We start from the raw sequence: 22,886 nt of genomic DNA, 5'->3' as shown, positions 1-22,886 counted from the left end.
AGCGATCACGCGAGTCCTGTCTCACCGACTCGTTTGCATGCCTTGGTCCATTTGCAGCATCACCATGTCGCGATATCGCCCGCCGCGTGAGACCAATTCATCGTGCGTTCCAATCTCAAGCACTTCCCCATCTTCCAAGACCACAATCTTGTCCGCGTTCATGATCGTGCTCAATCGGTGAGCGATCACAAACGCGGTCCGGTCCTGCAGCAATTCGCTGAGGCTGTCTTGAATCAACCGTTCGCTTTCACTGTCCAAGTTGCTGGTCGCCTCATCCAAAATCAGGATCTGAGGATCAGCCAAGATCGCCCGAGCGATCGCCAATCTCTGACGCTGACCGCCCGACAATTTGACACCGCGTTCTCCGATCACGGTGTCGTAGCCTTCGGGGAACTTGCGAATGAACTCATCCGCGGCCGCCGCACTTGCCGCCGAAATCACATCGTCGCGAGACGCACGCCGACGAGCGTAGGCGATGTTCTCGTGGATTGATCCGTCGAACAAAAACACATCCTGTTCCACAATCCCAAGCAACGATCGATAGCTCGACAATTGAATATCACGCAAGTCCCGACCGTTGAAACTAATTGTTCCTTCGTTAGGGTCGTAGAACCGCGCGATCAAGTTAGTCAGCGTCGTCTTGCCCGCTCCGCTGCGTCCCACCAACGCAACCGTTTGCCCCGACGCCACTTCAAAACTGACCTCCTTCAGCACCGGCGTCTCAGTCCCCGGATACTGGAACGAAACGTTCTGAATCGACAGGTCACCGACTCGCTGACGAGAAGGCAACGTGATCGCTCCTTCACGACTAGGCAACTCTTCTTCCACGTCCAACACGTCGAGAACTCGATCCAGTCCAGCCAGATTGTTCTGGAACGCCACCGCACTTCCTGCAATGGTCGCCAGTGGGTCCAACAACATGGTCAGGTAAACCAAGAACATCATTAGGTCACCGAGTGTCAGGTTTCCCTCGATGATTTGATAACCTCCGTAGAGCAGCAAGCCAGTTGAAGCGAGCGGAATCAACACTTCCCAAATCGTCTCGATGGTTCGCATCCACCACCAAGTGAACAACTGCTGACGGACCAAGAAGTCACCTTCCCGAACGTAGCGGCTCGACTCACTGCGAGATCGTGAAAACGTTCGGACGACACGAATACCGCCAAAGGTTTCCGTTGCTCCGCTGTCGATCTTTTGACGCTGTTTCCGGACATCTCGAAAAAGAGGCCGGATGCGGTTGATGTACGTTCGGTGGGTCAACCAAACGGTGGGCAAAAGAAACATTCCGCCGAGCATCAGCTTCCAATCCACCAGCATCAGGATGATCAAGCTGCCGATGAACTGCACGATCGCCCGCCAAGGGTTGTAAAGCATGCTGAAAATCAGATCGGCAACGCCGCCGGCGTCCTCGCGTATGAGGCTTGCCACGCCACCGCTCTTCATCGAGTGCACGTGATGCAGCGGCAAGTGGACCGCATGATCAAAGACAGTCGCTCGGATGGACACTTGCGTTTTGTTGACCGCTTTGGTCGCGATCCAACGCCCCACCAAATTCACTGCGGTCCCAATCGCGGTCAGTACCGTCACGATCAAACCGATCGCGATCAACACTCGCATCGGAGACGCCATCGGGTCGCCGAGAATGGCGGTCAGGTTGGGAATTGTGTCGAGCCACTCCGGCAACGGTTTCGGAGGCCGAGTCAGCACCGAATCGATCGCCAACTTGGTTCCCAAAGGCGGTATCAGTCGCAACCCAATGCTGACGGTCAGCAACGCCAAAGCTGTCAGAATTGCACCACGTTGCCCGGAAATCAGCTTCCAAAAGGCAACAAACAATTCGCGAAATGATCGGTCTCGGGTCCCAATCTTTTTTCCGCCAGCTCCGCCCCCGTGTGGGTTCCCACCGCGGCCGCTGGACAGGTCTTTTGAAGTGTCTTGATTGCTTTGACTGTGACGATCGCGAACCGCTTTGCGATAGGCTTCAAAACGACTGCGACTGGGCAAACTCGGCATCTAACAACAATGTACGTGGAAAAAACAGGCCGATGGAATCATCGGGGTCCGTCAATCCTACGCCAATCGTCGCGTGTAGAACCACCACTCCAATGCCATCAACAGCAACACCGCGATCAACAGTGGTCGCCAAAATTCACGGCGCACTTCGATTCCGGCATCGGTTGCCTCCACCGATTCGTACCCCAATTCGACGGTAGGTTTTGCCGCCAAACGACTCTCACGAGCGTCAAACAAATTGACTGCGAATCGATCCACAACCTGGTCCGTTTCCGCTGCGATCAACTGGTAGTTCCCCGGCTGAGACGTCGCGACAATTTCGACCACGCCTCCCACACCAACTGGCTGCTTCCCCAAAGACTCCGCCCTGCCCTGCTCCACCGTCCGCACCACCTCCACCCGTTCCAGGACGTTCTCCAAACGAGCCATCACGGTTTGCCCGGGCTGGTAACTCGGTGCCCCGGACGACTGAGCCGCTCCCGCCAGGTTCCTCAAGACGTTGAACATGAACACGGGCCATGAACGCTCGGCGTACCAGTTCGTGTTGGCCTGCATGTCGCCCGATTCGTCCTCACTCACGAGCGGAAACCCCAACACCAAGTCTTGGTATCCATCCCGCGAAGCAATCGACATCACAGGACCGACGTCCGATTCCACCAAAGTCAAAGCACCAGCCGGACCTTCGACGGCTCGCCCCGAAAACACCAGCAAGGAATACATTTCCAGATAACGCAGAACCGGATGTGTTCGGTCAATGTCGATCAACGTCAACGCTCCCGCCTCCGTCTTCCACTTCCAATCGTCGTTGGGCAATTCGCCCATCGTGAATGTATTGGTTGGGGGAGCCCCCTTTGGCCGGCATCGATCAAAGATAATCAAGTCGTCGCGTCCCGATGACGCTCGCTTTTGATACGCCTCCGTTTCCATGTAGTCCGGCGTCACGAATTCGCAGGTTGCGATCTGCTGGCACTTCGGCGTCGTCAGCCCCAGCTCCAAGGCTCGGTTGCCAGGCGTGACCACCAACACCGAGACCAATCCAGCGGGCGTCAGCGCAGCAAAGGCTTCATTGTCGATCTTCAAATCATCGTCGCTATCAAGCTGCAGCCTCAACGCAACCGCATCCGAGGATTCGATAGTGAACGACAATCCCGTTTGAGCCTCCGGTTCCAATTCAACCGAAGCCGCATCCACCAAGTTCTGATCGATGTACAAGGATGCTTCGGTGGACTCGTCCGAGGTGCCGGTGTTCAGCACCGTCGCGAAAACTTGAATCTGATCAGGGTTCTGCAAATCACGCTGAGCCGAGAATGAAACGATCGCCAAGTTGCGAACCTCATCGGATCCAATTGCAACATAGGTTGGTTGCAAGTTTCCCAAACTGAACTGAGTGATGTCGCCGAAGTTGCCATCGCTGTAGAGCATCAACTCCGCGGGCATCGCATCAGCAACTTGAACGTCGTTCACGTCGCCGATCTCGCTGGTCCGGCGAGGATTGGCCAATCCATCCGCCGCCCGAAGCGCGCCCAGAATATCCGTCGGCCGGTTCGTGACTTCGCAACGATCCAGCGCATCTCGCAAGCGATTGCGGTCCGACGTGAATGCCTGCATCACTTCGGCTCGATCGCTGAACGTCACCAACATTGCCGACTCAGAATCGGTCATCGTGTCGATGCGATCACCAATTTGTCGGCGAGCGTCTTCGAACCGACTGCGACCGCCCTGCCCTGCTCCATCCTCGCTTCCCGCCGGCGCCTGCATGCTGGCGGATGTATCCAGCAAGAACACCATTCGGCCCAGCGAATTCGCTTCGCCTCGGATGCCCGGTCGGAACAAAGCAAACGCAGCCAACAACACCGCCAGTAATTGCAGGAACAACAACAGACTATTGCGTAGTCGTTGCAGCAAACTGTTGACGTGCAAATCTTCGATCGTCCGAGACCACAAATAGGTGCTCGGCACTTCGACCGGCTCACGTCGTAGCTTCAAGAAGTACAGCAACACGATTCCCAGCGGAACGCACGCCAGCACCACCCACGGCCATACTCCAGACAAGGCTGGGATCCAACTCATGCCACCACCATTCATCGTACAACCCCACGTGTTCGCAGGTACTTGGTGATCACGGTTTCTATCGGCGTGTCGGTTGGAACCATCACATGCACGATGGATCGTTTCGCACAATACTGCCGAATCTGATTGAGAAACGCTTTGAGGTTGTCTTGGTACTTGTCCAACACAAATTGATTGACGGTGATCTCGGCCGCATCGCCGTCCTCGACATCAATCAACCGTCGGTCACCTCGCAGCGGCGGATCGATTTCTTCTTGTGACAAGACCTGCAAGACAAACACATCGATTTGCCGACCGACCAGCATCCGCAGTGCCGATTCGTAGCCGGCTTTGTCCATCATATCGGTGATCAACACCACCACGCCGGCGCCGCCACCTCGCATCACGAAGTCCTTGACTCCATCATGCAGCGAAACGTTCTCGCCTCCCGACAAGCCGTCCAAATAATTCAGCATTTTCCAGAACGAGCCCCGCGATCGTAGCACCGGTGCATGCTGACCTTCCGCCCCCATGGCTCGAACGCAAACTCGATCACCATGACACAACCCGACATACCCGAGTGCGGCGGCGAGTTGCTTGGCGACACGCAACTTATTCGGCGTGCCAAAGTTCATTGACGCACTGGTGTCGATTAACGCGTGGAAATGCAGGTCCTCTTCTTCTTGAAACAGTTTGAGAAACAACTGATCCAATCGGGCGTACAAATTCCAATCGATCAACCGAAGGTCGTCCCCAGGGACGTAGTTGCGAAAGTCCGCGAACTCGACGCTTTGACCTTTCCGACGACTGAGCCGCTCGCCTTTCATCCGCCCGCGAAAAATCTTTCGCGAAACGAGCTCCAAACGTTCCAGTCTGCCCAGCAAGGCAGGTGTCAACAGCGGCCCCAACGAATCTCGAGCGGTATCAACCGAAGTGGTAACAGACGGCGACGGATCGGACACGGAAGATGCGGGTGCGTTGCTCATAGGGAGCAGTTTACCTGATTCAAACTCCGGTGGAGCATGTCACAGCACACCAACCCTCCCCTTCAAAAATTGGAAATTCTTCGTGAATCGAAGATCGGAGTGTTTACTCGCGGCAAATCCCCTGCGAAACAGCATGAATTCAATGTCTGACATTTCTTTTACAATTGGCTGACACCCATTCGAACTTCTGAGCGACCGCTTCTCGTTCAATGAGTGGCGTCCGAGCCATGTCCGGCTCGACCGCTAGTCCTCACTTGTCTCAGGAGCCTTCCGATGCGTTTCTCACTGTTGATGTTACTGGTCGCTGCCATGACGGCCTCGCCGCTTCACGAAGCGGCGGCAGAACAAGTCAAATTGGACGTCCGACTGGTGCATCCGGTCATGAAGTCGGGCGAAAAACAAACCAACCACTTGCGCATCGCTCTGACTGGTTTTGAACTGAAGTCCGCGGAAGAACGACCACCGGTCAATGTCTGCTTGGTGCTGGACCAAAGCGGTTCAATGAGCGGACAAAAACTCGCCCGCGCCAAAGAGGCTGCCGAAGCCGCGATCGATCGACTCAGCAACGATGACATCGTCTCGATCGTTCTTTATGACAGCAACGTCACCGTCTTGGTCCCGGCCACCAAAGCCACCGATCGCGAATTGATCAAACAAAAAATTCGTGGGATCCAAGCCGGCAGCTCCACCGCCTTGTTCGCCGGAGTCAGCAAGGGTGCCGCGGAAGTTCGTAAATTCCTCAGCGAGGAACAAGTCAACCGAGTCATCCTGCTTTCGGATGGTCTGGCCAACGTGGGCCCCAAAAGCCCGCAAGAGCTCGAGGGCCTCGGACGGTCACTGATGAAAGAAGCGATCAGCGTAAGCACTCTCGGCCTCGGCTCCGGTTACAACGAAGACCTGATGGTCGCACTGGCCTCCGTTGGCGGTGGCAACCACGCGTTCATCGAGGACGCGGACAGTTTGGTCTCGGTGTTCAACCAAGAGTTTGATGGACTGCTCAGCGTCGTCGCCAACGAGTTTGACATCGTGGTCACGCTCGACGAATCCGTTCGCCCCGTTCGGATGATCGGCAGCGAAGGAGACATTGAAGCTCAAACGATTCGCATTCCGCTGGCCCAGCTTTATGCCAATCAAGAACGCTACTTCATCGTCGAAACCGAAGTTTCACCCGGCACGGAAGACTCCACCCGAGACCTGGCAGAAGTCACGGTGCAGTATCGCAATCTACAAACCGAAACCAAAGAGAAACTGACCAGCAGCATCCAGGTTCGCTTCAGTGACGAAGAAAAGATCGTCGAAGAAGCCAAGGACATGGAGGTGTACGCCTATTGCAGCTTGCAAATCACCACCGAACGCAACCGTGAAGCAACAGCAATGCGGGATGCGGGCCAAGTCAAAGAGGCCCAAACGCTACTCGCAAAAAATGCAGCTTGCCTCAACCTGATTGCCCTTGAATGCGCATCCAAAGGTGTCAATAGCGTTCTTCCAGAACTCAAGCAGGCGGAAGAGAGCAACGAAATGCAAGCGGAAGCGATTGTCGATCGTTCCAAGTGGAATTCAACTCGCAAAAGCATGCGGCAGTTGCAAAATGCAGTACAAAGTCAACAACCCTATTCGGTTGATGTGCCCAGCCTCTCGTCTTCCCCGTCCTCCGCCTCTGGCAAGTGATCGCTTTTGCTTCTCCGTCACGTTCTCGCATTGCTGTTGCTCATCGTTTCGCCGCTGATCTTGATCGGCTGGTTCGGAACCGCCACGCTCGCGCGGCAACAACAGCAGCAACGTGACCAACTGCAGGAACTCTTCGCTGGGCGACTGCGGGACTTGAGTTCCAACTTGCGTCCCATCGCCCAGCGATATGAATCCGATTTAGGCAACCAACTTCGCGTTGCCGATCGTGACTTAGATCAGCTCGCTGAGCTTCGCCGTTCTACGCCCATCGTTCGCTCGGTCTTGTTGGTCGATCGCGATGGGCGTTTGATCTACCCTCGCAAACCTGTTGTCGACGAAACATCAGAAACGTTGTGGCACGCCGCCCTGAGTGAACTCGCTCGCGGTCGACCGATTGGAGAAATCGAGGAAGCCAATGCTCCTCGAGGTAACTCCGGATCCTTGTCGTCCATCAAGCAAAACCTCTTGCGGTCACGAAATTCTCGGACGTCAAAATCATCGTTCGCAAGCACCTCATCAACCACCAGCACTCGCTGGCAAAGTTGGTTCCACGAGGACGGCCTGCAATTGGTGCTCTGGTTGCCGCGATCCGACCAGACCGCCACCGGAATCGTTCTGGAACGAGGGCGATGGATGGCCGACCTTGTCGAAGCCTTGCCCGCCTCGTCTTCGGACAAATCCGGTCGTTACGAACTGCGAGACAGCACCGATCGAACGGTGTACCGCTGGGGAGATTCCTCGAATGCAACCAACCAATCCCAACCGCTGGCAACCATTCGGATGGAGTCACCCTGGAACGGATGGCGGTTGCTCTACACACCATCCATCACACCCAATCCGGGATGGCTGGCCGACGGAACCATTCCATTGCTGGCAACCTTGCTGGCGCTCGCGACCACGATGCTATTGCTCGGCGTGTATGTCCTGACAACGATTCGTCGGCAAATGGCTTTGGCTCAACAACGCGTCAGCTTCGCCAGCCATGTGTCGCACGAGTTGCGAACGCCGTTGACCAACATTCGCTTGTACGCCGAGCTCGCCAAACGAGACCTCGATACCGACGCCGATCTTTCACCCAATAAAACAAGCCAACACCCAAAGCTGCTCGAACGGTTGGATGTAATCGAAGAGGAAAGTCAGCGGCTCTCACGGTTGGTCACGGGTGTCCTCGACATGGTTTCCGGCAAAGGAAAACTGCATCCGACCCGTGAAGTTCCCGATCAAATCATCCGTCGTGTCGTGGAGAGTTTTTCCCCAGCGATGGAGAGCCTTGAGATTCAATCCGACTTGGAATTGAACGCCGCCGAAGCGATTCAAATCGACACCGACGTGATCGAACTGGTCCTGGTGAATTTGCTGAGCAACGTCGAAAAGTACGCCGCCTCGGGTGAACAAGTCACGATCACGAGTTCGCAAACGCCAACGATGATCACCATCAACGTGATCGACGATGGTCCCGGGATCAGCAAGCCGGAAGCCAAACGTATCTTTCAACCCTTCGAACGACTCGACGATTCCTTGTCGGCACCAGCAGGCACGGGCCTTGGACTGGCGATCGCTCGCAACGCGGCTCGTCGTCACGGTGGCGAACTAATGTGGATTCCTTCCGAGCGTGGCTCGCATTTTCGCTTCACGTTGCAACCGGTGCCCTTAACTGAACATCGTCCCTCAGCATCCCAAACGAAACGACCATGACTCGGATTCTGATCGCGGAAGATGACCGCCACACCCGCGCGGCGCTGGAAGAACTACTCCAAGCCGAAGGCTACGACGTGGCCACGGTTGGCGATGGACTGTCCGCATCCAAGATGATGGAGTCAAAGAAATTTGATTTGGTCTGTTTGGACGTGATGATGCCAATGAAAAGCGGCTATGACGTCTGCCGACTCTTGCGAGCCAACGACAAACAAACGCCCGTCATCTTCATCACCGCCAAAGGGGAAGAGATCGATAAAGTGGTTGGTTTTGAGCTGGGTGCAGACGACTACATCAGCAAGCCATTTGGGTCCCACGAAGTCATCGCCCGTGTCAAAGCGGTCCTCAGACGCTGCCAACCAGAAACGAGTTCAGCACCGGACTCGAAAGACCCCACCGCCCATCTCGCCTTCAACATGGATAACTTGCAAATCACTCCCGCCAAACTGCGAGCGACCCGCGGCGATACAGTGATTGAACTCACCGCTCGCGAACTACAGATCCTGATTCTGTTGCATGATGCCGACGGCGACGTGGTGCATCGCCAAACGCTCTTCCAAGAATGCTGGGGGCAGAACCGAGTCCCCAACAGCCGAACCGTCGACCAAACGGTCAGCCAACTTCGCAAGCGAATTGAGATCGATCCCAAACACCCCCGAATCATCCAAACTGTCTACGGCATCGGTTACCGATGCGAATGCGAACCTCGCACATGAAAACACTCATCCTTTCGATCGCTTGCCTTCTCATCTGCCGCTGTGCTTCCGCTCATGCTGCTGACCTGCGATTGCAATTCTTGTTCGATGGTCCAGCCCCCATTCCCAAACCGCTCGATGTCGACCGGGACAAAGCGGTGTGCGGTCAATTGAATTTGCTCGATGAGCGTCTGCTGGTGGACCAGGAAACAAAAGGTATTCAGAATGTGGTGGTGTACCTCTACACCGGTCGTGGAGGAACGCAATTGCCTGCTTCCAAACCATCCAAGCAAACTCGAAATCTACGGGCAAAAGGCTGCCGTCTTGAACCGCGTGTGGTTCTTGCTCAAAGCGGAGACAAATTGGTCTGCGATGTGTCAGAGGCCAAGGTTGGTCACAACATCAACATCAATTTCATTCGAAACAATCACTCGGGTATCCTCATTCCTGCCGGCAACAATCGCGACTATTCGTTACAACAGGCAGAGCCCGCACCGCTACCGATTGACTGCAACATTCACCCTTGGATGCGAGCTTGGTTGGTCGTTCTCGATCACCCCTACGCTGCCGTCAGCGACGCGCAAGGACGGATTGAAATCAAGGGTCTTCCCGAGAACCAGGAACTCACTTTTCGCGTCTTCCATGAAGACGCCCGCCACCTGACCAACATCACGATCGATGGCAACGTTCAACAGTGGGACCGCAATCGATTCCAGGTCACCTTGGCCGAAGGCATCAACGACCTGGGTCAGGTGAAGCTTTCACCCGAGAACTTTGCGAGCATTCAAACAGCAGTATCAACCGGACAGTGACAACGAGGAATGCTGCTCAATTAACCGTTTGCGACGGTAGGACTCTCGTCCACGTCTGGACCGTCAAGAACTGCGAACACTTCCGCCAAGTTGATCTTCAGCCCGGGCAGCACCTCGCCACCATCGAGTGATTCCGTTTCACCAAGTACCGAGGACTGCGTCGCCGAGGTGAAGACTGCAACGGACCTTCGAATGGAATCCACCGTCCAAACCAACCGGACGCCCGCGTGAAAATATTCGCGACGTTTGCGAGCCATTTCCGCCCGAGTGTTCCCCGGACTGAGAACCTCCACCACCAAATCAGGAACAATTCGGGGAAACGCCTCCTCCGGCAATCGTCCGCCCGGGAGCCGATCCCAGGACAAAAAAGCCACATCGGGACCGCGAATCAGATCTGGAAAGAGGGTCACAAAACCATCCGGCCCCGAGACGATGCCCAGCTTGTGTTGCCTCGCAAATGCACTCAAAAATTCGATCAACACAGCCGCCAGCAGTGATTCTTTGAACCCCATCTGCTTCTCCACCAATTGGCCATCGACGAGTTCGCACATCACGCCCTGAGCGTGAAGGATGGCAAGATCCTCCGCTGTGGCGGACCTGGAGGCTTCAACCACCCGCAATCGATCGGACGAAATGCCTCCCAGGTCCGTCAGCGTGTCAGCGACACTGAGAGGCAAAGCCGCATTCGCGGTGGCATTGGGAAGACTGGGAATTTGCATGGTCACATTCTAACTCAAATCGAACGGTGATCTCAAACGAAAGGCCCTGCCTGACCCAACAGACTCCGTTGAACTCGCCACGCCCAACGGCGGATCGCAGAAGACACGACCGATTGAAGCCAATTCAAGGTTCAATGCGTTCTCCACCGTCCCGTGTGACCAAAGCCTTCAGTTTTTCTTCGTCCACCGGATCCATCGTCCTCGCGGATCCATCGGCCATCAGATACCGAAGAACGGCATCATCAGCAAACTTCGGCAACTCACTGAGATCTTGCGGCTTCGTCCAAGGAACTGACGATTTCGTTTCCAAAATTAGCAACGTGTTGACCGTCCCGTCTCGGATGTCTCTGAATTTGACACCATCGTCGATGCCCAATGCACTGCCACCATCGGCGATGCCTTGATAGTTGGCATGCCCAACGGGTTGGTCTTCCGCCGCATCGGGACTTCGATAGGTGGAAGGCATCTTCGCCAGCAACTTCAAGTTCGCTTCGCTGTCCCACGGTTCGTCGAAATGATACTGCTCGAACAACTCCTGTTGCTCAATGAAAGGCAGAATCGCCACTCGCCAAGAAAACGGCTTCAACTCGGATTGGTCGTTGATTCCAATCGCTCCCTCTCTCGCCATCGATGCCGACGCAGGAAACTTGCGATAAGCCGACGCAAAGTTGTGAAAGGCAAGGCCCATTTGCTTCAATTGATTGGTGGACTGGACATCGCGTTCACCTGCCTGGACCCAGAAGTCCACGCCTTCAATCTTTGCTTGCATTATCAACAAGAGTGCAGAGTTGATCGATTGGCGCTCGATGGCATCAGCTTTCGACACGACTGGCGAATCCATCAGTGCTTTCACTTCAGTCATTTCGGTCGGAATGCTTCCAATGCGTTCGGCGACACGAATGTTCTCGACCTGATAGGAACCGGTAAAGTCCAATGACGAAAGCGGCTGCAGCGTCTTCGACCCAAGCTCCAGTTTATCTCCATTCAAAAACCGAACCATGTAGACCGGGTCTCCCTGAGGCCCCCCTGGGAACGAGTTTTCAAAGTGAACTTCCATCCATTGGTCACGGTGAGGCATGACAGTCATCTTCCCGGCCGCTCGAATCCACTGATCGGTCGCCACCAAGAATCCTGAATTATCGAACGCAAGCAACCTGCCCGCTGGCTCATCACTGATTTTCCAAACGCCTTGAAGACGCCAGATATCGATTGGTGCCCGTGTCACAACCCCTACTTCTGACAGTGGCTGAACGAGTCCACTGTTCAACGCATCCATCAAGAAGCTGATTTCTTCCTGGGTAAACCGACCCGTGATTGCAATGTCACGGCCCACTTCCGCCATGATCGTCGGTGCCATTCGGATCTTCCCGTTGACGATGATCGCCAACCTTCGTCGCATGTTGTTGCGGGTGAGTTCACGCAGCGACTCCCCAGCAGCCTCGCTCAGTCGAAGCTCGATCTGCTCATTGCCCTTTGCTTGAGCCATTTCGATTTGCTCGCGAAGCTTGTCTTGATCGATTGCCAGCGAACCAGCCTCACGGACCAAATGCAACGCATTCCCATTGATGCGTAACGGCGAAGAAAGGTCAGCATCAGGATCAACTGCATACCATCGAAAACCATCTCGGATGACATCGAAATCCTCCGGAAGCCCCTCATATTTCGAACCGTACTCCCGCATTTCTTCTTCGGTTGCCAAAATCGCGAATTTCAGGAACGCTTCTTCACGTTGGTCTTCGGAAGTGGTAACGGCCGGCGATGCGATGTTTTCAGATGGTATGTCTGGCGATGCATTGGGGACGACGCTGACTTCGCTTCCATCAGGTGCGTTCACAGTCACGACCGAACCGTCGGGCATCTTGATGCGGATCAGCACACCACTCATCAATCCAATGAACAACCCAAAAAATCCGGCGGCGATCGCCGCGGTGATGGGCACCGATCGTCGCCGCCAACTTTGTGTCTGGGACGAAACCTTGGTTTCTGGATGGCTGGCGGGCGCACGCTCGGACGAGGCTGTTCCGGCACGAGCGATCAAACCAGACAGATTGGCGTCACTCGCAAATGGCTTTAGCTTTTCAGCGACCTGCATCGGCGTTTGTGGTCGCGATGTTTGGTCTTTGTCCAACATCGATGCAACCAACTTGTTCAACCCAGCGGGTGCATCGGTCAAGAAATCGCTGAGCACCGGCGGTGGCGAGGAAACATGAGCGGTCATCTTGGCAAACGCGGTCGTGCATTGCGGCCCAGCAAACGGTGCATGCCCGGTCAGTAACTTAAACAAAGTGCAGCCAAGCGAATAAATGTCGGCGCGAACGTCGACACCACGACTGTCCGTGACCTGCTCGGGGGCAATGTAATCCGCTGTCCCCATCGCTTGTCCGGTGCCGGTCAAGCCTGATGTTTCGTGACGAGGCTCCTGCAAACGAGCCAATCCCAGATCCAACAACTTCACTTCGCCGGAATGGCCCAGCATGATGTTCGACGGTTTGACGTCGCGGTGAACGAAACCTTGGTCGCTGGTGTATTGCAGTGCGACGGCCACTTGGCGAATCAGATCACAAGCGTCCGCAACGCCGATCGGCCCGGTTCGCGAAACCAACTGAGCCAAATCCATTCCGTCAATGAATTCGGTGATCAATACCGCTGTGCCATCGATTTCACGAGCGTCATGGGCCGTGACGATCCCAGGGTGACTCAACTGTCCCACGGCCCGCATCTCAGCCTCAAACCGCTCCTTCATTTTGGCATCCGCGAGACGATGCCCGGCCAAGACCTTGAGTGCGACCAGGCGGCCCAGTTTGGTATGACGAGCCAAATAAACATTGCCCATTCCACCGCGGCCCAACGGCCGAACGATTTCATATTCACCGATCGAGACCGGAAAAGCCGGCATTTCCGAGACGGTGGGTGACTGCTGGCCAATTCCGATCGCACCCAAAGCAGCGATCACGGCCACGTCGCATTGTGGCTCGAGAATCCATTCCGAAGCGTCATCGGGCGATCGGATGGCTTGGATCAAAGAGTCCTCGCCATCGCCGATCGTTTCCAATTCAGATTGGCAAACTTCACAATCGCGAAGGTGGTCCAGCATTGAGTCGCTGTCTTCTTCGGCCAATCGGCCCAGCGTCAAATCCTTCAATCGTTCGATCGACGGGCATTCAGTTGCGGTCATCATGGGTGTCCTCCGGGATAGTTAAGGTAACGCACCAGGATGAACGCAGGCGTCTGACACCATTTACTGATAAAATCTTTTTCATGAGCCACACGTCGCCCTCGAACGAACATCCCACCCTGTCATCGATGCTGATTTCCGGCGTCAAACAGATGGATGCCGAAAGCTGGACCCGTTTGGTCGGCACCTTCGGCCCGATCGTCTACCGCTGGTGTCGGACCTCAGGAATTCCTGCATCCGATGCACCCGATGTGGTGCAAGAAGTCTTTGCATCCGTGGCCCGAGGCATTGGCGACTTCCAAAGAAAAAAGCAAGAAGGCAGTTTTCGTTCTTGGTTGGCCACGATCACACGCAATCGCGTTCGTGATCACTTTCGAAGGCTCAACAAACTGGCTGAGGCTGATGGACGAGCGATCGGAGGCAGCGAAGCGCTCGATCAATTGCATCAAATCGGTGAGCAAGAAATTGCCGACACGCTGGATTCCACCATTTGCCCCGCGTCAATCGAAAGCCCACTGATCCGACAGGTCATGGCATCGGTCGAATCCGAATTTGAAACCAGGACCTGGCAAGCGTTCTGGGCCACCACCGTCGATCAGCAACCTGCATCAACGGTCGCAGACAAGTTGGGCCTTTCCGTGGCCAGCGTTTACCAAGCGAAGTCGCGAGTGCTTCGCCGACTTCGCAAACGGATGGCGGAGCTGCCGGAATAGATCAACGGCAAGTCATTGCCCTGAATCAGTTGGCCTCGTTGATCTTATTCAGGGTGTAGTACGCCTGAGGGTGCAAGAGCGGGTTGCCGTCTTGGTTGCGGACTCCATTGGAATGAAGCTCGTGAACATGACCGAGTTGCAATCCGTCGATCACCAATCGCACGTGCATTCCGTCCTCCAAAACAGTTGCCGATGTGATCGTGGGTTTGGTCGGATCCACCTCTGGACTGCCGTACTGCGAACGGTACTCATACGTGTAAGTCTCGATCTCATAGCCAGCCAAATCGGTCGCCGTTGCCGCATCAACAGGCTGAGTGAATTCCAGATCGAAACCATCTGCCGTTGACTTCATGTGTTTGATTTCAAACGGGACTTTCCCAGTCCAATCCATCCGTTCGACCGCGAATGGTCGCGGCCCGGTTGATCCCCAACCACGGTTGGTCCCGCCAACAAACATCGATCCGTTGGGAGCCATCTCCATCCCGACATTTCCTGAGGCAAACCCTCGTCGGAAAGGAAAACAAACGCCCTGCCAGACGCCATCGACTTCTTCCAGGTCGACTCGCATGACCGTGCTCTGCGACTGATCGCTCACGAACAATTGGTTTTCGAACGGACCGAATTTGCCGCCTGACTGATCGCAAACGATGCCCGACGCACTCTTTCCCATTTTGTTGTACGGGAACATGACCACCGTCGGGACCAGTTCTGGGATCTTGGCCGCTTCGGTCAAAATGCGACTGCCGCTTTCAGGCTCTTGAGGACGCTTGCCCATGTTCGGTGCATCGTCATACCAATCCCAACCACCGGGATGGCCCATGAACTTGCCTTCCCGCAGCACTTTTAGACCACACGTTCCGTTCCAAGGGCCTTGGTTGTCGGTGTAGAAAACATTGCCGTTCGAATCGGTCCCCATCCCACCGGGCGAGCGCACGCCGCTGGAATACGGAATGGTTTGGCCGTCCGAAGTGACCTTCATCGCCCAACCCCGAAACGGAACTTTGCTGCTGAACGACCCGGTCAAACACAACGTGATCAGCATGTCACCGTTGGCATCGAGTTTCGATCCAAACGCGTATTCGTGGTAGTCACCCGACACGCCCCATCCGTCGGCATGCGTCTGAAAAACGTCCGCCGCACCATCGCCATCGGTGTCCTTCAAACGTGTGATTTCAGGACGCTGCGTCGCGATCAACCAACCGTCTTGTTCGGTCAAGCTGAGTGGTTCATGCAGCCCGCGAGCGAACACGCTGAACTGATCCGCGGTCACTTTTTCAGCGAGTGGATTCTCGATCATGAAGATGTCGCCACGGCGCGAACACACCGCCAATCGACCGTCTTCCATCCATTCAAAGCCGCACGCTTCGATGACCTCGCCCTCCGGAGTTTCGAAGGTCGTGATCGTGTAGTAATCGTTTTCCTTCGGTTGATCCGCCCGGGTCGCTGAGACAAAGCTCAACAGCAAAACCAAGCTGGCCAAAAATCGAATTCGCATGAAGTTCATCGTTCAGGTCGTCAATTAAAAGTTCGGTGGCAAAAGTGTCAATTCAAAGCAACGCGTCGGAGATTCATCACCAAGCAATTGTCTGCTGGATCGTCGATGCTTCCCCGGCCGGCAAAGCAGCACGCCAAATCGCTTTGCCATCCACCGTTACTTTCTCAAGCCGTATGCCTTGAATCTGCAAACTCGTTTGGTTGCTGACTCGGAAAACTTGCGCGCCTTTCGATTCTTCCACGAGTTCCATGGGCTGGTCGGTCGGTTGCCATACCCACTGCTCGCTACCATTCGCAGCAGGAACCGAAATCGTCAACGTTCGACTCAGTCGAGCCGATGGTTTCTCACCAGCCGGCGTTTGCGATGAAATCGTGTCCTCCACTTTCAAATCACCTTGAGCAAACCCAATGGTGATGGTTTCGCCGCCACTCAATTGATACCCGCCAAAACGGAAGTCACGAGCCCTCGCCGACTTCTCCGGCCAAACTGCAGCGATGCTTGGAAGCTGCGCCAACGTTGACTGCCCCTCCAGAATCGCGACCGCATCCCCAAGAGGTTCCTGGCGACCTTGCCCTCGGCCACGCCAGTGCATCGATGCATCGAAGAAGCCATTCCTCCAAACCCGAGCCAACGTCATTTGCTCGGCATCCCAAATCAGGTTGGTTTTGTTTGGGAAGGCGATCCCGATTCCGCGTGCACTGACCCCGGTAAAGAAGTTGCGATAGATCCGCAGTGCTTGCTCGGTCGGCTGCAAAACAATCGCATCCTGCTTCAGCCCCACAGGTTCTTTGGCTTTGTCGCCAAGCGACAGATACTTCCAAATCGCGTCGGTTTGGTTGACCGGGTCCCCGTCTTCAATTGTGGTGATCGCGGACTTGCCATCCACAAAACTGTTCGGCATCCGAGTGCCAGGTCGATACAGCGTCGGGTTTTGCAAATAGCGTTGGAACCATTCGTATCGAAGTCGTTTGGGCATCGTCAAAAGATCAATCGCTCCCAATCCACCCCCGGTGTCTCCACCGAAACTATGACACTTGATGCACGCCAATCCGTCATTCCCACAAAGCTCGCGACCGTTGGAAACGATCGTCGATTCACTGGCGGTGGTGTCCGCTTCTTCAACCGTCGAGTCCATGTCCAAACGTCCCACCGCAGCATGCCAGTCTCGCAGTGGCTCGTATGCAAACGCCGGCATTCGCGTGCCCATGTAGCTGCGAAGGTTGGCACCGTGATTCAAGACATCGGTGATTGTTTGCGGAGTTAGTTTGTCCCCAACACCCGTTAATTGCGGGGGCAAACGGCCTTCCAATCCCATCTCGGGAACCGTCGACACAAACGACTCATCACGCGACAACTCGGGTCCGCCGACACCATCGCGTTGGTGACAGGCATAACAATTCAGTCCCACCATCGTCATGTGAACACGCCGAGCGTCAGTCACCTTGGGGCGTTGTCCCGAGCGTCGGCGTTTCAGTGCCGATTCAATCGCAGACGTCTGCGAAGCTCCCAACGCAAAGTTGACTGCAGGTGCCGAAACTTCATCCGCCAAGCAGCCCTTCCCTTCGCTCGCCTGATCCAACGCGGGTGCTTGAACCAATTGCAATTCGGAAGCCTTATCTTCACCCACCGAGTGACAATTGGCACATCCGGCGGAATAGAACTGCTGCCTTCCTTTTTCGATCAAAGAAGAGTCCGCCACAAATTCGCTTGGCAACAAATCCAGCGGCTTTCCACCGACGGTGTTGCTGACCCAATAGGCAATGTCATCGCGAGCAAAGGAATCGCTTTCCACTTCCAAGCTCAGCGAAGTTTGTCCTCCACCATCAAAGTACTCCACGCGAACTGGATAGACTCCAGCCTTCAACTCGTATTCGGCTTCGACCGTTTTGTGAGGATGAATCCCATCGTTCTCCAATCGATGGCCGTCGATTTCGAGCGCACTGCCGTCGTCGCTGGCCAAGTAGAAAGTCAACTTGGTGTCCGAGTTCACATGCAAATCGGTTTCGTAAACGATCGCGAAATTGTTTCTTCGTTTCAGGTCATCGAACTTCAGACCGCTGACTCGATCTTCGGAGACTGGTTCCAACGAATCAAACGTTGGCAGTTGATCCCATGAACCGTGGTAAACCGTTCGAGTGAATGCATCCGCGGTTTCGCCCACAGTGACCTCACGAGTCAGGTAAGCCGCGACCGCCATGATCTCTTCGTCGGTGCCGACCATCGCTGGCATTCGCAAGCCCGGACGAAGTTGGTTGCACGTTTTCAAGAACTTCGTCAGAGACGGCAACGTGTATTTCCGATGTGGCTTGCCCAGCGGAACCGACATCGGACTGGGACTGGCGGGATCGGCCGAGTGACAGGCTGCACACCCCACTTTTTGATAAAGCTTTTCGCCGCGATCAGCGAGCTTGTCACTGACGATTCGATCTTCAAGTGGTTGATCGTTGATCGAATGCAGATAGCTCGCGATTTCTTTCGCGCGTTCCCGTCGTTCGGCCGCCTCCATTCCTGGCCATGGGTCGGGCATTGTTGTGCCACGTTTGGTGGCATGAGGATCTGCGATCATGTCAACGATGGCGTCAGCGCGAACTCGCCCGAACACCTGCGACAAATCGGGACCGCTCTGCGAAGGCAACATCGATGTTCCTGCTGCGTGGCAAGACCCGCAGGCCAAATTGTCAATCAACACATCACCCGCATCAGCCAACGACAATGCATTGGTGCCAGCAAAACGTTCGAAGCCCGAAACGATTGGACGTTTGGCTTCGCGTTCCGCGTCTCGTGGCAAAACCCAAATGTTTCGGTATCGAACCTGGTTCCCGTGATCTTGCAAATAGATGGGTCCCGGCTCGGGCCCCTCTTTCAATTTCGCGCCCCGAGTCGCATTCGGCACAACAACATTGTTCTGAACAATGACTCCGTTCAAACGAACGGTCATTCGAGCATCAGTGACCTTCTTCCCTGCGTCATCGAATCGCGCCGCCGTGAAATCGACATCGTAGGTCTGCCACTGCATTGGCGGATAGCAAACGTTGACCGCGGGAGCACTGACGGTGTAAATCGCACCGCATTCGTTATCGAGCCCTTCCAATCCAAACGAATCCAACACCTGAGTTTCGTAGCGGCCTTGGTGATAAACACCGCTGTTGCCACGCTTTTGGCCCGTTGCCTTGGGCATGAACGGCGTCCGAAACTCCAGGTGCAGGGTGAAGTCTTGGAATTTCGGCTTGCTCGTTGTCCCCTGCATTAACCAACCTTCGGGACTGACGCGACCGTTTTCCCAGTTCGCTTCCGCCGAATCTTTGGTCCCATCGAACAGCACCGTGGCTTTCGCGGGAGCGGTCCGGCCCATCGTGCTGCTGACGCGTTCGACCCGTCGCAGATTCATCGAATCGAACAGACCCAAAAGCACATCTTCATCCGCCTCAATTTTTCGAGGCGAAGGTTTTGCACCAGCTCCAGGCAAGCCGCCTTCGTAGATCACAACGTCAAACTCGCCGTCCCCGATTGCGATGACTTGGACGCCAGTTTCTTCCGCGACGTACTCGCCTTGCAGTTCCAGATCAGGATCATCGGCAGCGGGTTCTTGTGCCGAGACGAAAGCCACTCCCGCAACGCACCAAAAAACAACAAACAGTCCGGCCAGAAAATTCGGCACCGGCAGATGCATTCGCATGAGGAAAGTCTTCAAAGTAAGAATCATCGGGCAGTCAGTTCAGAAAGTGTTTCGTATTTTGCAGGAGCATCGTCGGCAGCCGCACTTCGCAACAAAGAGAGTGCTGCGGCAACCAACTTCTCACCCGATCCGGGTTTCGTTCGGGAATTGATGACCTCGTAACTGCCTTGCGCATACGCTGCGTGCGTCGGCAGATAAGCGGTTTCGACACAGTTGGACAATTCAATCACCAGCGTCGTTTTGAATGGTGAGTGTCGTTTGATCGCCAAACCCAAGTCAACAAAGACCTCCCCGGGCAGGAAAACCATCGCCAACTCATCGCCCAACGTGATCGTGGAAACTTCGACGGGCAAACGATCACCGATCCCCTGCCATGCGATCATCGGTGAAACATTCGCAGGATCGTCGTCATCAATCCACGAGGGGTCGTTTCGAAGCCGATCCAATTGAACGTCACGATTCGCAGCCACGAGATCTTCGAAATCAATCTTTTCGCCCTCGCGCGCACGAGGAACCAAAGCCTTGGCTCGAGCGATCTTCTGTTTCGTCAATGTCTGCAGCGGCAACGGCACCACAGCATGGCGATATTTTAGTTGCGGTGATGGTTCCGACGATGTCTCTATTGATTTCGACAACATCGAGCGGACCTCTTCCACCAAAGTTTCTCCCAACGCATGCCCGATGAATTCGCACGAATTGCGTTCTTTGCGAGACGGGTCGGAGTGGTTGATGTCGCCACAAGTGCCGGCGCCAAAGATCGACAGCACATCCTCGCCGAAATTTTCAGCCACAGCTCGCTGCATCAAAGCGGGATAATCGGCACTCCATCGAGTCCCCCCGACAGTGTCCAAATGCAGTGCATAGCTGCTGCAAATCGTGAACGGTCGACCACTTTTTGAATCGACCACTGCAACCAAGCCCAATTGATCATCGATCGGACCAGCCGCGTGAAGTCGATCTGAATTGGACTCACCTTGCCAAGTCCGAATGCTGCCATCTTTCATGACCGATCGTCGATTGAATGAAACCGGCACCGTCTGGGTTGCATTGCCGGCCACGATTTTCGAGGAACGTTTGTTCGAGATCGCTTCACCGATTGCTCCGACGATTCCGTCAACCAACTTCGTTGCGTACGGAGAATCCTGGCTCTCACTTTCGTCGGTTTCCAGTTCTCCGCGAAGATGTCGAACCAAATGAGCTTTGTAATCGGGGGCGGTGTGAGAATGCGTCGCCGACAAAATGTGGTTTTCGGCTGGGATCCCATGCAAAGATTCCGATTTTCGCGACACCACTTCGTACAAGTCGCGAGTGACCCCAACCAAATCGCACACCACCCAAACCACGGTTGTGTCGCCCTGCTCTATCACCATCGCTTTTGCAAAGAGCGGATCACTTGTTTCGGTCGCCAACCGCTCGTGAAAGTAACCCGACATCGGAAATCCCGTTGGCGGAGTGATGTCTTGTTGGGCGCTACCAATCAATAAATCCGGGATAGCAGTCGATCCTGCCTCCGGATGCTTCGCCTCGCTCTCCTCCGCGTTCGCGATTGCCCCCCAAGAGCCAAACAAAATCAGGCAGCCAATCAGCCAGACGCCGAAGAAACTGATCAGGCGAGCGGAAACATCCAAGGAACGAGCCATGGTTCTTCCAGTTTGAGAGGCGGGCATTGGGGAGGGGACCGGAGTCGGTTGGTGGGGTGGGGTTCGTGAACCCGTGCATATTGTAGATACTCCCAATCCTGCCCACCGGCTCTCAGCACCTTCGATTCACACAAAATTCAATGCTTTCATCCCTCACTCCCGATCAAATCGCACTGTTGGCAGTGGGAGCGACCGGCATTGGGTTTTCAAAATCTGGCTTCCCAGGCATCAGCATGCTGCATGTCGTGCTATTTGCCTTTGTGTTTGGAGCTTTGGAATCGACCGGTGTCCTGCTTCCGATGCTAGTGGTTGGCGATCTATGCGCCATCGGATTCTTCGGGCGGAAAGCGGATTGGTCACATGTCCGACGATTGCTTCCACCCACGTTGGTGGGCATCTTGATCGGCTGGGCAATGATGGACCGGCTGAATCCTGAATACTTCAAGACACTTGTCGGCGGAATCATCCTGGCGCTGACCGCGGTCCAAGCCGCACGGCTACTCAGGCCAAAGATATTCGAGAAATTTCCGCATCAAGTCTGGTTCTCGGTATTCCTCGGGTTGCTCGCAGGTCTAACAACGATGTTGGCCAATGCGGCGGGGCCCGTGGTAGCGCTCTACCTGATCGCTGTCAGCCTGCCAAAGTGGGAGCTGATTGGAACGAGCGCTTGGCTGTTCTTGGTTTTAAACGTTCTGAAGCTCCCCTTGAGCTACAACCTTGGGCTCATCTCACCCGATACATTGTTAGTCGGAGCTGCACTGGCACCGATGATTCCGATTGGAATGCTGTCAGGAAAATGGCTCGTCACACGAGTTTCTCAAACCTGGTTCAACGCCATTCTTCTGGGATTCACGGCCATTGCCGCCGTGCGACTGATGGGTTGGTTTTGATCCGAACGATTTCAACCGCGTTCCTCCGGAATCCGCTGCCTTATGTCGATGGAAACACAATCCACTACCGACTCAGAGCAATCCGAAATGGACATCGAAATCCTTCGAGTCGACTACACGCACGAACCCCATCGCCAATCTTTGCTGAGATTGCTTTCGGAATACGCAAACGATCCAGCTATCGGAAGCCCCGGATTGAGCAAACGGGCTCAACAACGTGTTGCCACTGAATTGGCTCAGAGACCCAATGCGGTCTCACTTTTCGCGATGATCAATCATCCCGATCACCGGAGCGAAGCGATTGGATTGGCAAACTGCTTTGAAGTCTTCTCCACCTTTGCCGCCGCTCCCGTTTTGAATGTGCACGATGTTATGGTCAGCGCACCGCATCGGGGAAAAGGAGTTGGCTCGATGCTGATGCAGGCAATCACCGATCTGGCAAACGAAAGAAACTGCTGCAAAGTGACCCTCGAAGTCTATCGCGGCAATCGACCCGCACGTTCGCTGTACTCGAAGAACGGATTCGCCGGAACCGAGTTGAATTCGGAGCTTGGCGAAACGCTTTTTCTATCCAAGCGCCTGATCGGAGACGAATGACAGCCTGTCTAATTGAACCGATCCATTCCACGCTGCAAGGAAACCAATATGCAATACGAACAA

16 protein-coding genes (1 of these 16 running past the window's edge) are annotated in these 22,886 nt (G+C 55.0%); 8 read left to right on the top strand and 8 right to left on the bottom strand.

The window, feature by feature from the left end:
* Positions 1–21: 21 nt before the first annotated feature.
* From CEE69_RS06340 to CEE69_RS06330, 3 genes are read right to left on the bottom strand one after another with little or no spacing between them, the layout of a single operon-like run.
* Positions 22–2,013: an ABC transporter ATP-binding protein gene (locus CEE69_RS06340; protein WP_099259880.1), complete on the bottom strand. Its 1,992-nt coding sequence runs from the start codon at positions 2,011–2,013 to the stop codon at positions 22–24.
* 57 nt (positions 2,014–2,070) lie between these two features.
* A complete protein-coding gene (locus tag CEE69_RS06335; RefSeq protein WP_099259879.1) occupies positions 2,071–4,098 on the bottom strand; it encodes a vWA domain-containing protein in 2,028 nt (675 codons plus the stop codon).
* Positions 4,095–5,048 carry a DUF58 domain-containing protein gene (locus tag CEE69_RS06330; protein WP_233214910.1) on the bottom strand — a complete coding sequence of 318 codons (954 nt, stop codon included), beginning with the start codon at positions 5,046–5,048 and terminating at the stop codon, positions 4,095–4,097. The genes CEE69_RS06335 and CEE69_RS06330 overlap by 4 nt, the downstream gene beginning before the upstream one ends.
* A gap of 273 nt (positions 5,049–5,321) precedes the next feature.
* Between CEE69_RS06330 and CEE69_RS06325 the strand changes: the two genes are divergently transcribed.
* Genes CEE69_RS06325 through CEE69_RS06310 form a run of 4 tightly spaced genes read left to right on the top strand, consistent with a single transcriptional unit; the run spans position 5,322 to position 9,918 of the window.
* Complete coding sequence (locus CEE69_RS06325; RefSeq protein WP_099259878.1) at positions 5,322–6,716, top strand: vWA domain-containing protein; 1,395 nt, start codon at positions 5,322–5,324, stop codon at positions 6,714–6,716.
* Positions 6,717–6,722: 6 nt separating this feature from the next.
* On the top strand, positions 6,723–8,411 hold the full coding sequence (locus tag CEE69_RS06320; protein WP_099259877.1) for a sensor histidine kinase: 1,689 nt from the start codon (positions 6,723–6,725) through the stop codon (positions 8,409–8,411).
* A complete protein-coding gene (locus CEE69_RS06315) occupies positions 8,408–9,127 on the top strand; it encodes a response regulator transcription factor (RefSeq protein WP_099259876.1) in 720 nt (239 codons plus the stop codon). Before CEE69_RS06320 ends, CEE69_RS06315 begins: the two co-directional genes overlap by 4 nt.
* A complete protein-coding gene (locus CEE69_RS06310; RefSeq protein WP_099259953.1) occupies positions 9,124–9,918 on the top strand; it encodes a cupredoxin domain-containing protein in 795 nt (264 codons plus the stop codon). Before CEE69_RS06315 ends, CEE69_RS06310 begins: the two co-directional genes overlap by 4 nt.
* A 20-nt stretch (positions 9,919–9,938) precedes the next feature.
* On the opposite strand, the gene CEE69_RS06305 is transcribed toward CEE69_RS06310, so the two are convergent.
* Both CEE69_RS06305 and CEE69_RS06300 read right to left on the bottom strand, forming a co-directional pair.
* Positions 9,939–10,637 carry a Uma2 family endonuclease gene (locus CEE69_RS06305; protein ID WP_099259875.1) on the bottom strand — a complete coding sequence of 233 codons (699 nt, stop codon included), beginning with the start codon at positions 10,635–10,637 and terminating at the stop codon, positions 9,939–9,941.
* Positions 10,638–10,761: 124 nt separating this feature from the next.
* A complete protein-coding gene (locus CEE69_RS06300; protein ID WP_099259874.1) occupies positions 10,762–13,815 on the bottom strand; it encodes a protein kinase domain-containing protein in 3,054 nt (1,017 codons plus the stop codon).
* 80 nt (positions 13,816–13,895) lie between these two features.
* On the opposite strand from CEE69_RS06300, the gene CEE69_RS06295 reads away from it, so the two are divergent.
* Entirely contained in the window at positions 13,896–14,525 is a 630-nt protein-coding gene (locus CEE69_RS06295) for an RNA polymerase sigma factor (protein WP_099259873.1), read from the top strand.
* A 25-nt stretch (positions 14,526–14,550) separates the two neighbouring features.
* On the opposite strand, the gene CEE69_RS06290 is transcribed toward CEE69_RS06295, so the two are convergent.
* From CEE69_RS06290 to CEE69_RS06280, 3 genes are all read right to left on the bottom strand, one after another.
* The gene (locus CEE69_RS06290; RefSeq protein ID WP_099259872.1) at positions 14,551–16,029 is read right to left on the bottom strand and encodes a DUF7133 domain-containing protein; all 1,479 of its coding nucleotides are present in this window, start codon (positions 16,027–16,029) and stop codon (positions 14,551–14,553) included.
* Between the two features lie 67 nt (positions 16,030–16,096).
* Positions 16,097–19,696, bottom strand: a complete 3,600-nt coding sequence (locus tag CEE69_RS06285) for a family 16 glycoside hydrolase (RefSeq protein WP_099259871.1) — start codon at positions 19,694–19,696, stop codon at positions 16,097–16,099.
* A gap of 23 nt (positions 19,697–19,719) precedes the next feature.
* On the bottom strand, positions 19,720–21,336 hold the full coding sequence (locus CEE69_RS06280) for a neutral/alkaline non-lysosomal ceramidase N-terminal domain-containing protein (protein ID WP_099259870.1): 1,617 nt from the start codon (positions 21,334–21,336) through the stop codon (positions 19,720–19,722).
* A gap of 140 nt (positions 21,337–21,476) precedes the next feature.
* Here CEE69_RS06280 and CEE69_RS06275 point away from each other — a divergent pair, with 140 nt between their 5' ends.
* The 3 genes in view from CEE69_RS06275 to CEE69_RS06265 are tightly spaced (at most 48 nt apart) and all read left to right on the top strand, a layout consistent with a single transcriptional unit that may run on beyond the window.
* Complete coding sequence (locus CEE69_RS06275; RefSeq protein ID WP_099259869.1) at positions 21,477–22,226, top strand: sulfite exporter TauE/SafE family protein; 750 nt, start codon at positions 21,477–21,479, stop codon at positions 22,224–22,226.
* A 42-nt stretch (positions 22,227–22,268) separates the two neighbouring features.
* Positions 22,269–22,823 (top strand): GNAT family N-acetyltransferase, encoded by a 555-nt coding sequence (locus CEE69_RS06270; protein WP_099259868.1) that lies wholly within the window; start codon positions 22,269–22,271, stop codon positions 22,821–22,823.
* A gap of 48 nt (positions 22,824–22,871) precedes the next feature.
* Positions 22,872–22,886 carry the beginning of a DUF4870 domain-containing protein gene (locus CEE69_RS06265; RefSeq protein WP_099259867.1) on the top strand. The gene runs 333 nt beyond the window's last position, so the window shows 15 of its 348 coding nt (coding positions 1–15); the start codon lies at positions 22,872–22,874; its stop codon lies off the right edge, out of view.

The sequence above is a fragment of the Rhodopirellula bahusiensis genome, assembly GCF_002727185.1.
Classification (GTDB): Bacteria; Planctomycetota; Planctomycetia; order Pirellulales; family Pirellulaceae; genus Rhodopirellula; species Rhodopirellula bahusiensis.
This window is presented reverse-complemented; position numbering and strand designations above follow the sequence as displayed.

What these genes read in the sequence shown, in the direction of transcription:
- CEE69_RS06340 (WP_099259880.1), bottom strand. Translation starts at nt 2,013, where the DNA reads ATGCCGAGTTTGCCCAGTCGCAGTCGTTTTGAAGCCTATCGCAAAGCG.
- CEE69_RS06335 (WP_099259879.1), bottom strand. Translation starts at nt 4,098, where the DNA reads ATGAATGGTGGTGGCATGAGTTGGATCCCAGCCTTGTCTGGAGTATGG.
- CEE69_RS06330 (WP_233214910.1), bottom strand. Translation starts at nt 5,048, where the DNA reads ATGAGCAACGCACCCGCATCTTCCGTGTCCGATCCGTCGCCGTCTGTT.
- CEE69_RS06325 (WP_099259878.1), top strand. Translation starts at nt 5,322, where the DNA reads ATGCGTTTCTCACTGTTGATGTTACTGGTCGCTGCCATGACGGCCTCG.
- CEE69_RS06315 (WP_099259876.1), top strand. Translation starts at nt 8,408, where the DNA reads ATGACTCGGATTCTGATCGCGGAAGATGACCGCCACACCCGCGCGGCG.
- CEE69_RS06310 (WP_099259953.1), top strand. Translation starts at nt 9,124, where the DNA reads ATGAAAACACTCATCCTTTCGATCGCTTGCCTTCTCATCTGCCGCTGT.
- CEE69_RS06305 (WP_099259875.1), bottom strand. Translation starts at nt 10,637, where the DNA reads ATGCAAATTCCCAGTCTTCCCAATGCCACCGCGAATGCGGCTTTGCCT.
- CEE69_RS06300 (WP_099259874.1), bottom strand. Translation starts at nt 13,815, where the DNA reads ATGATGACCGCAACTGAATGCCCGTCGATCGAACGATTGAAGGATTTG.
- CEE69_RS06295 (WP_099259873.1), top strand. Translation starts at nt 13,896, where the DNA reads ATGAGCCACACGTCGCCCTCGAACGAACATCCCACCCTGTCATCGATG.
- CEE69_RS06290 (WP_099259872.1), bottom strand. Translation starts at nt 16,029, where the DNA reads ATGAACTTCATGCGAATTCGATTTTTGGCCAGCTTGGTTTTGCTGTTG.
- CEE69_RS06285 (WP_099259871.1), bottom strand. Translation starts at nt 19,696, where the DNA reads ATGCGAATGCATCTGCCGGTGCCGAATTTTCTGGCCGGACTGTTTGTT.
- CEE69_RS06280 (WP_099259870.1), bottom strand. Translation starts at nt 21,336, where the DNA reads ATGGCTCGTTCCTTGGATGTTTCCGCTCGCCTGATCAGTTTCTTCGGC.
- CEE69_RS06275 (WP_099259869.1), top strand. Translation starts at nt 21,477, where the DNA reads ATGCTTTCATCCCTCACTCCCGATCAAATCGCACTGTTGGCAGTGGGA.
- CEE69_RS06270 (WP_099259868.1), top strand. Translation starts at nt 22,269, where the DNA reads ATGTCGATGGAAACACAATCCACTACCGACTCAGAGCAATCCGAAATG.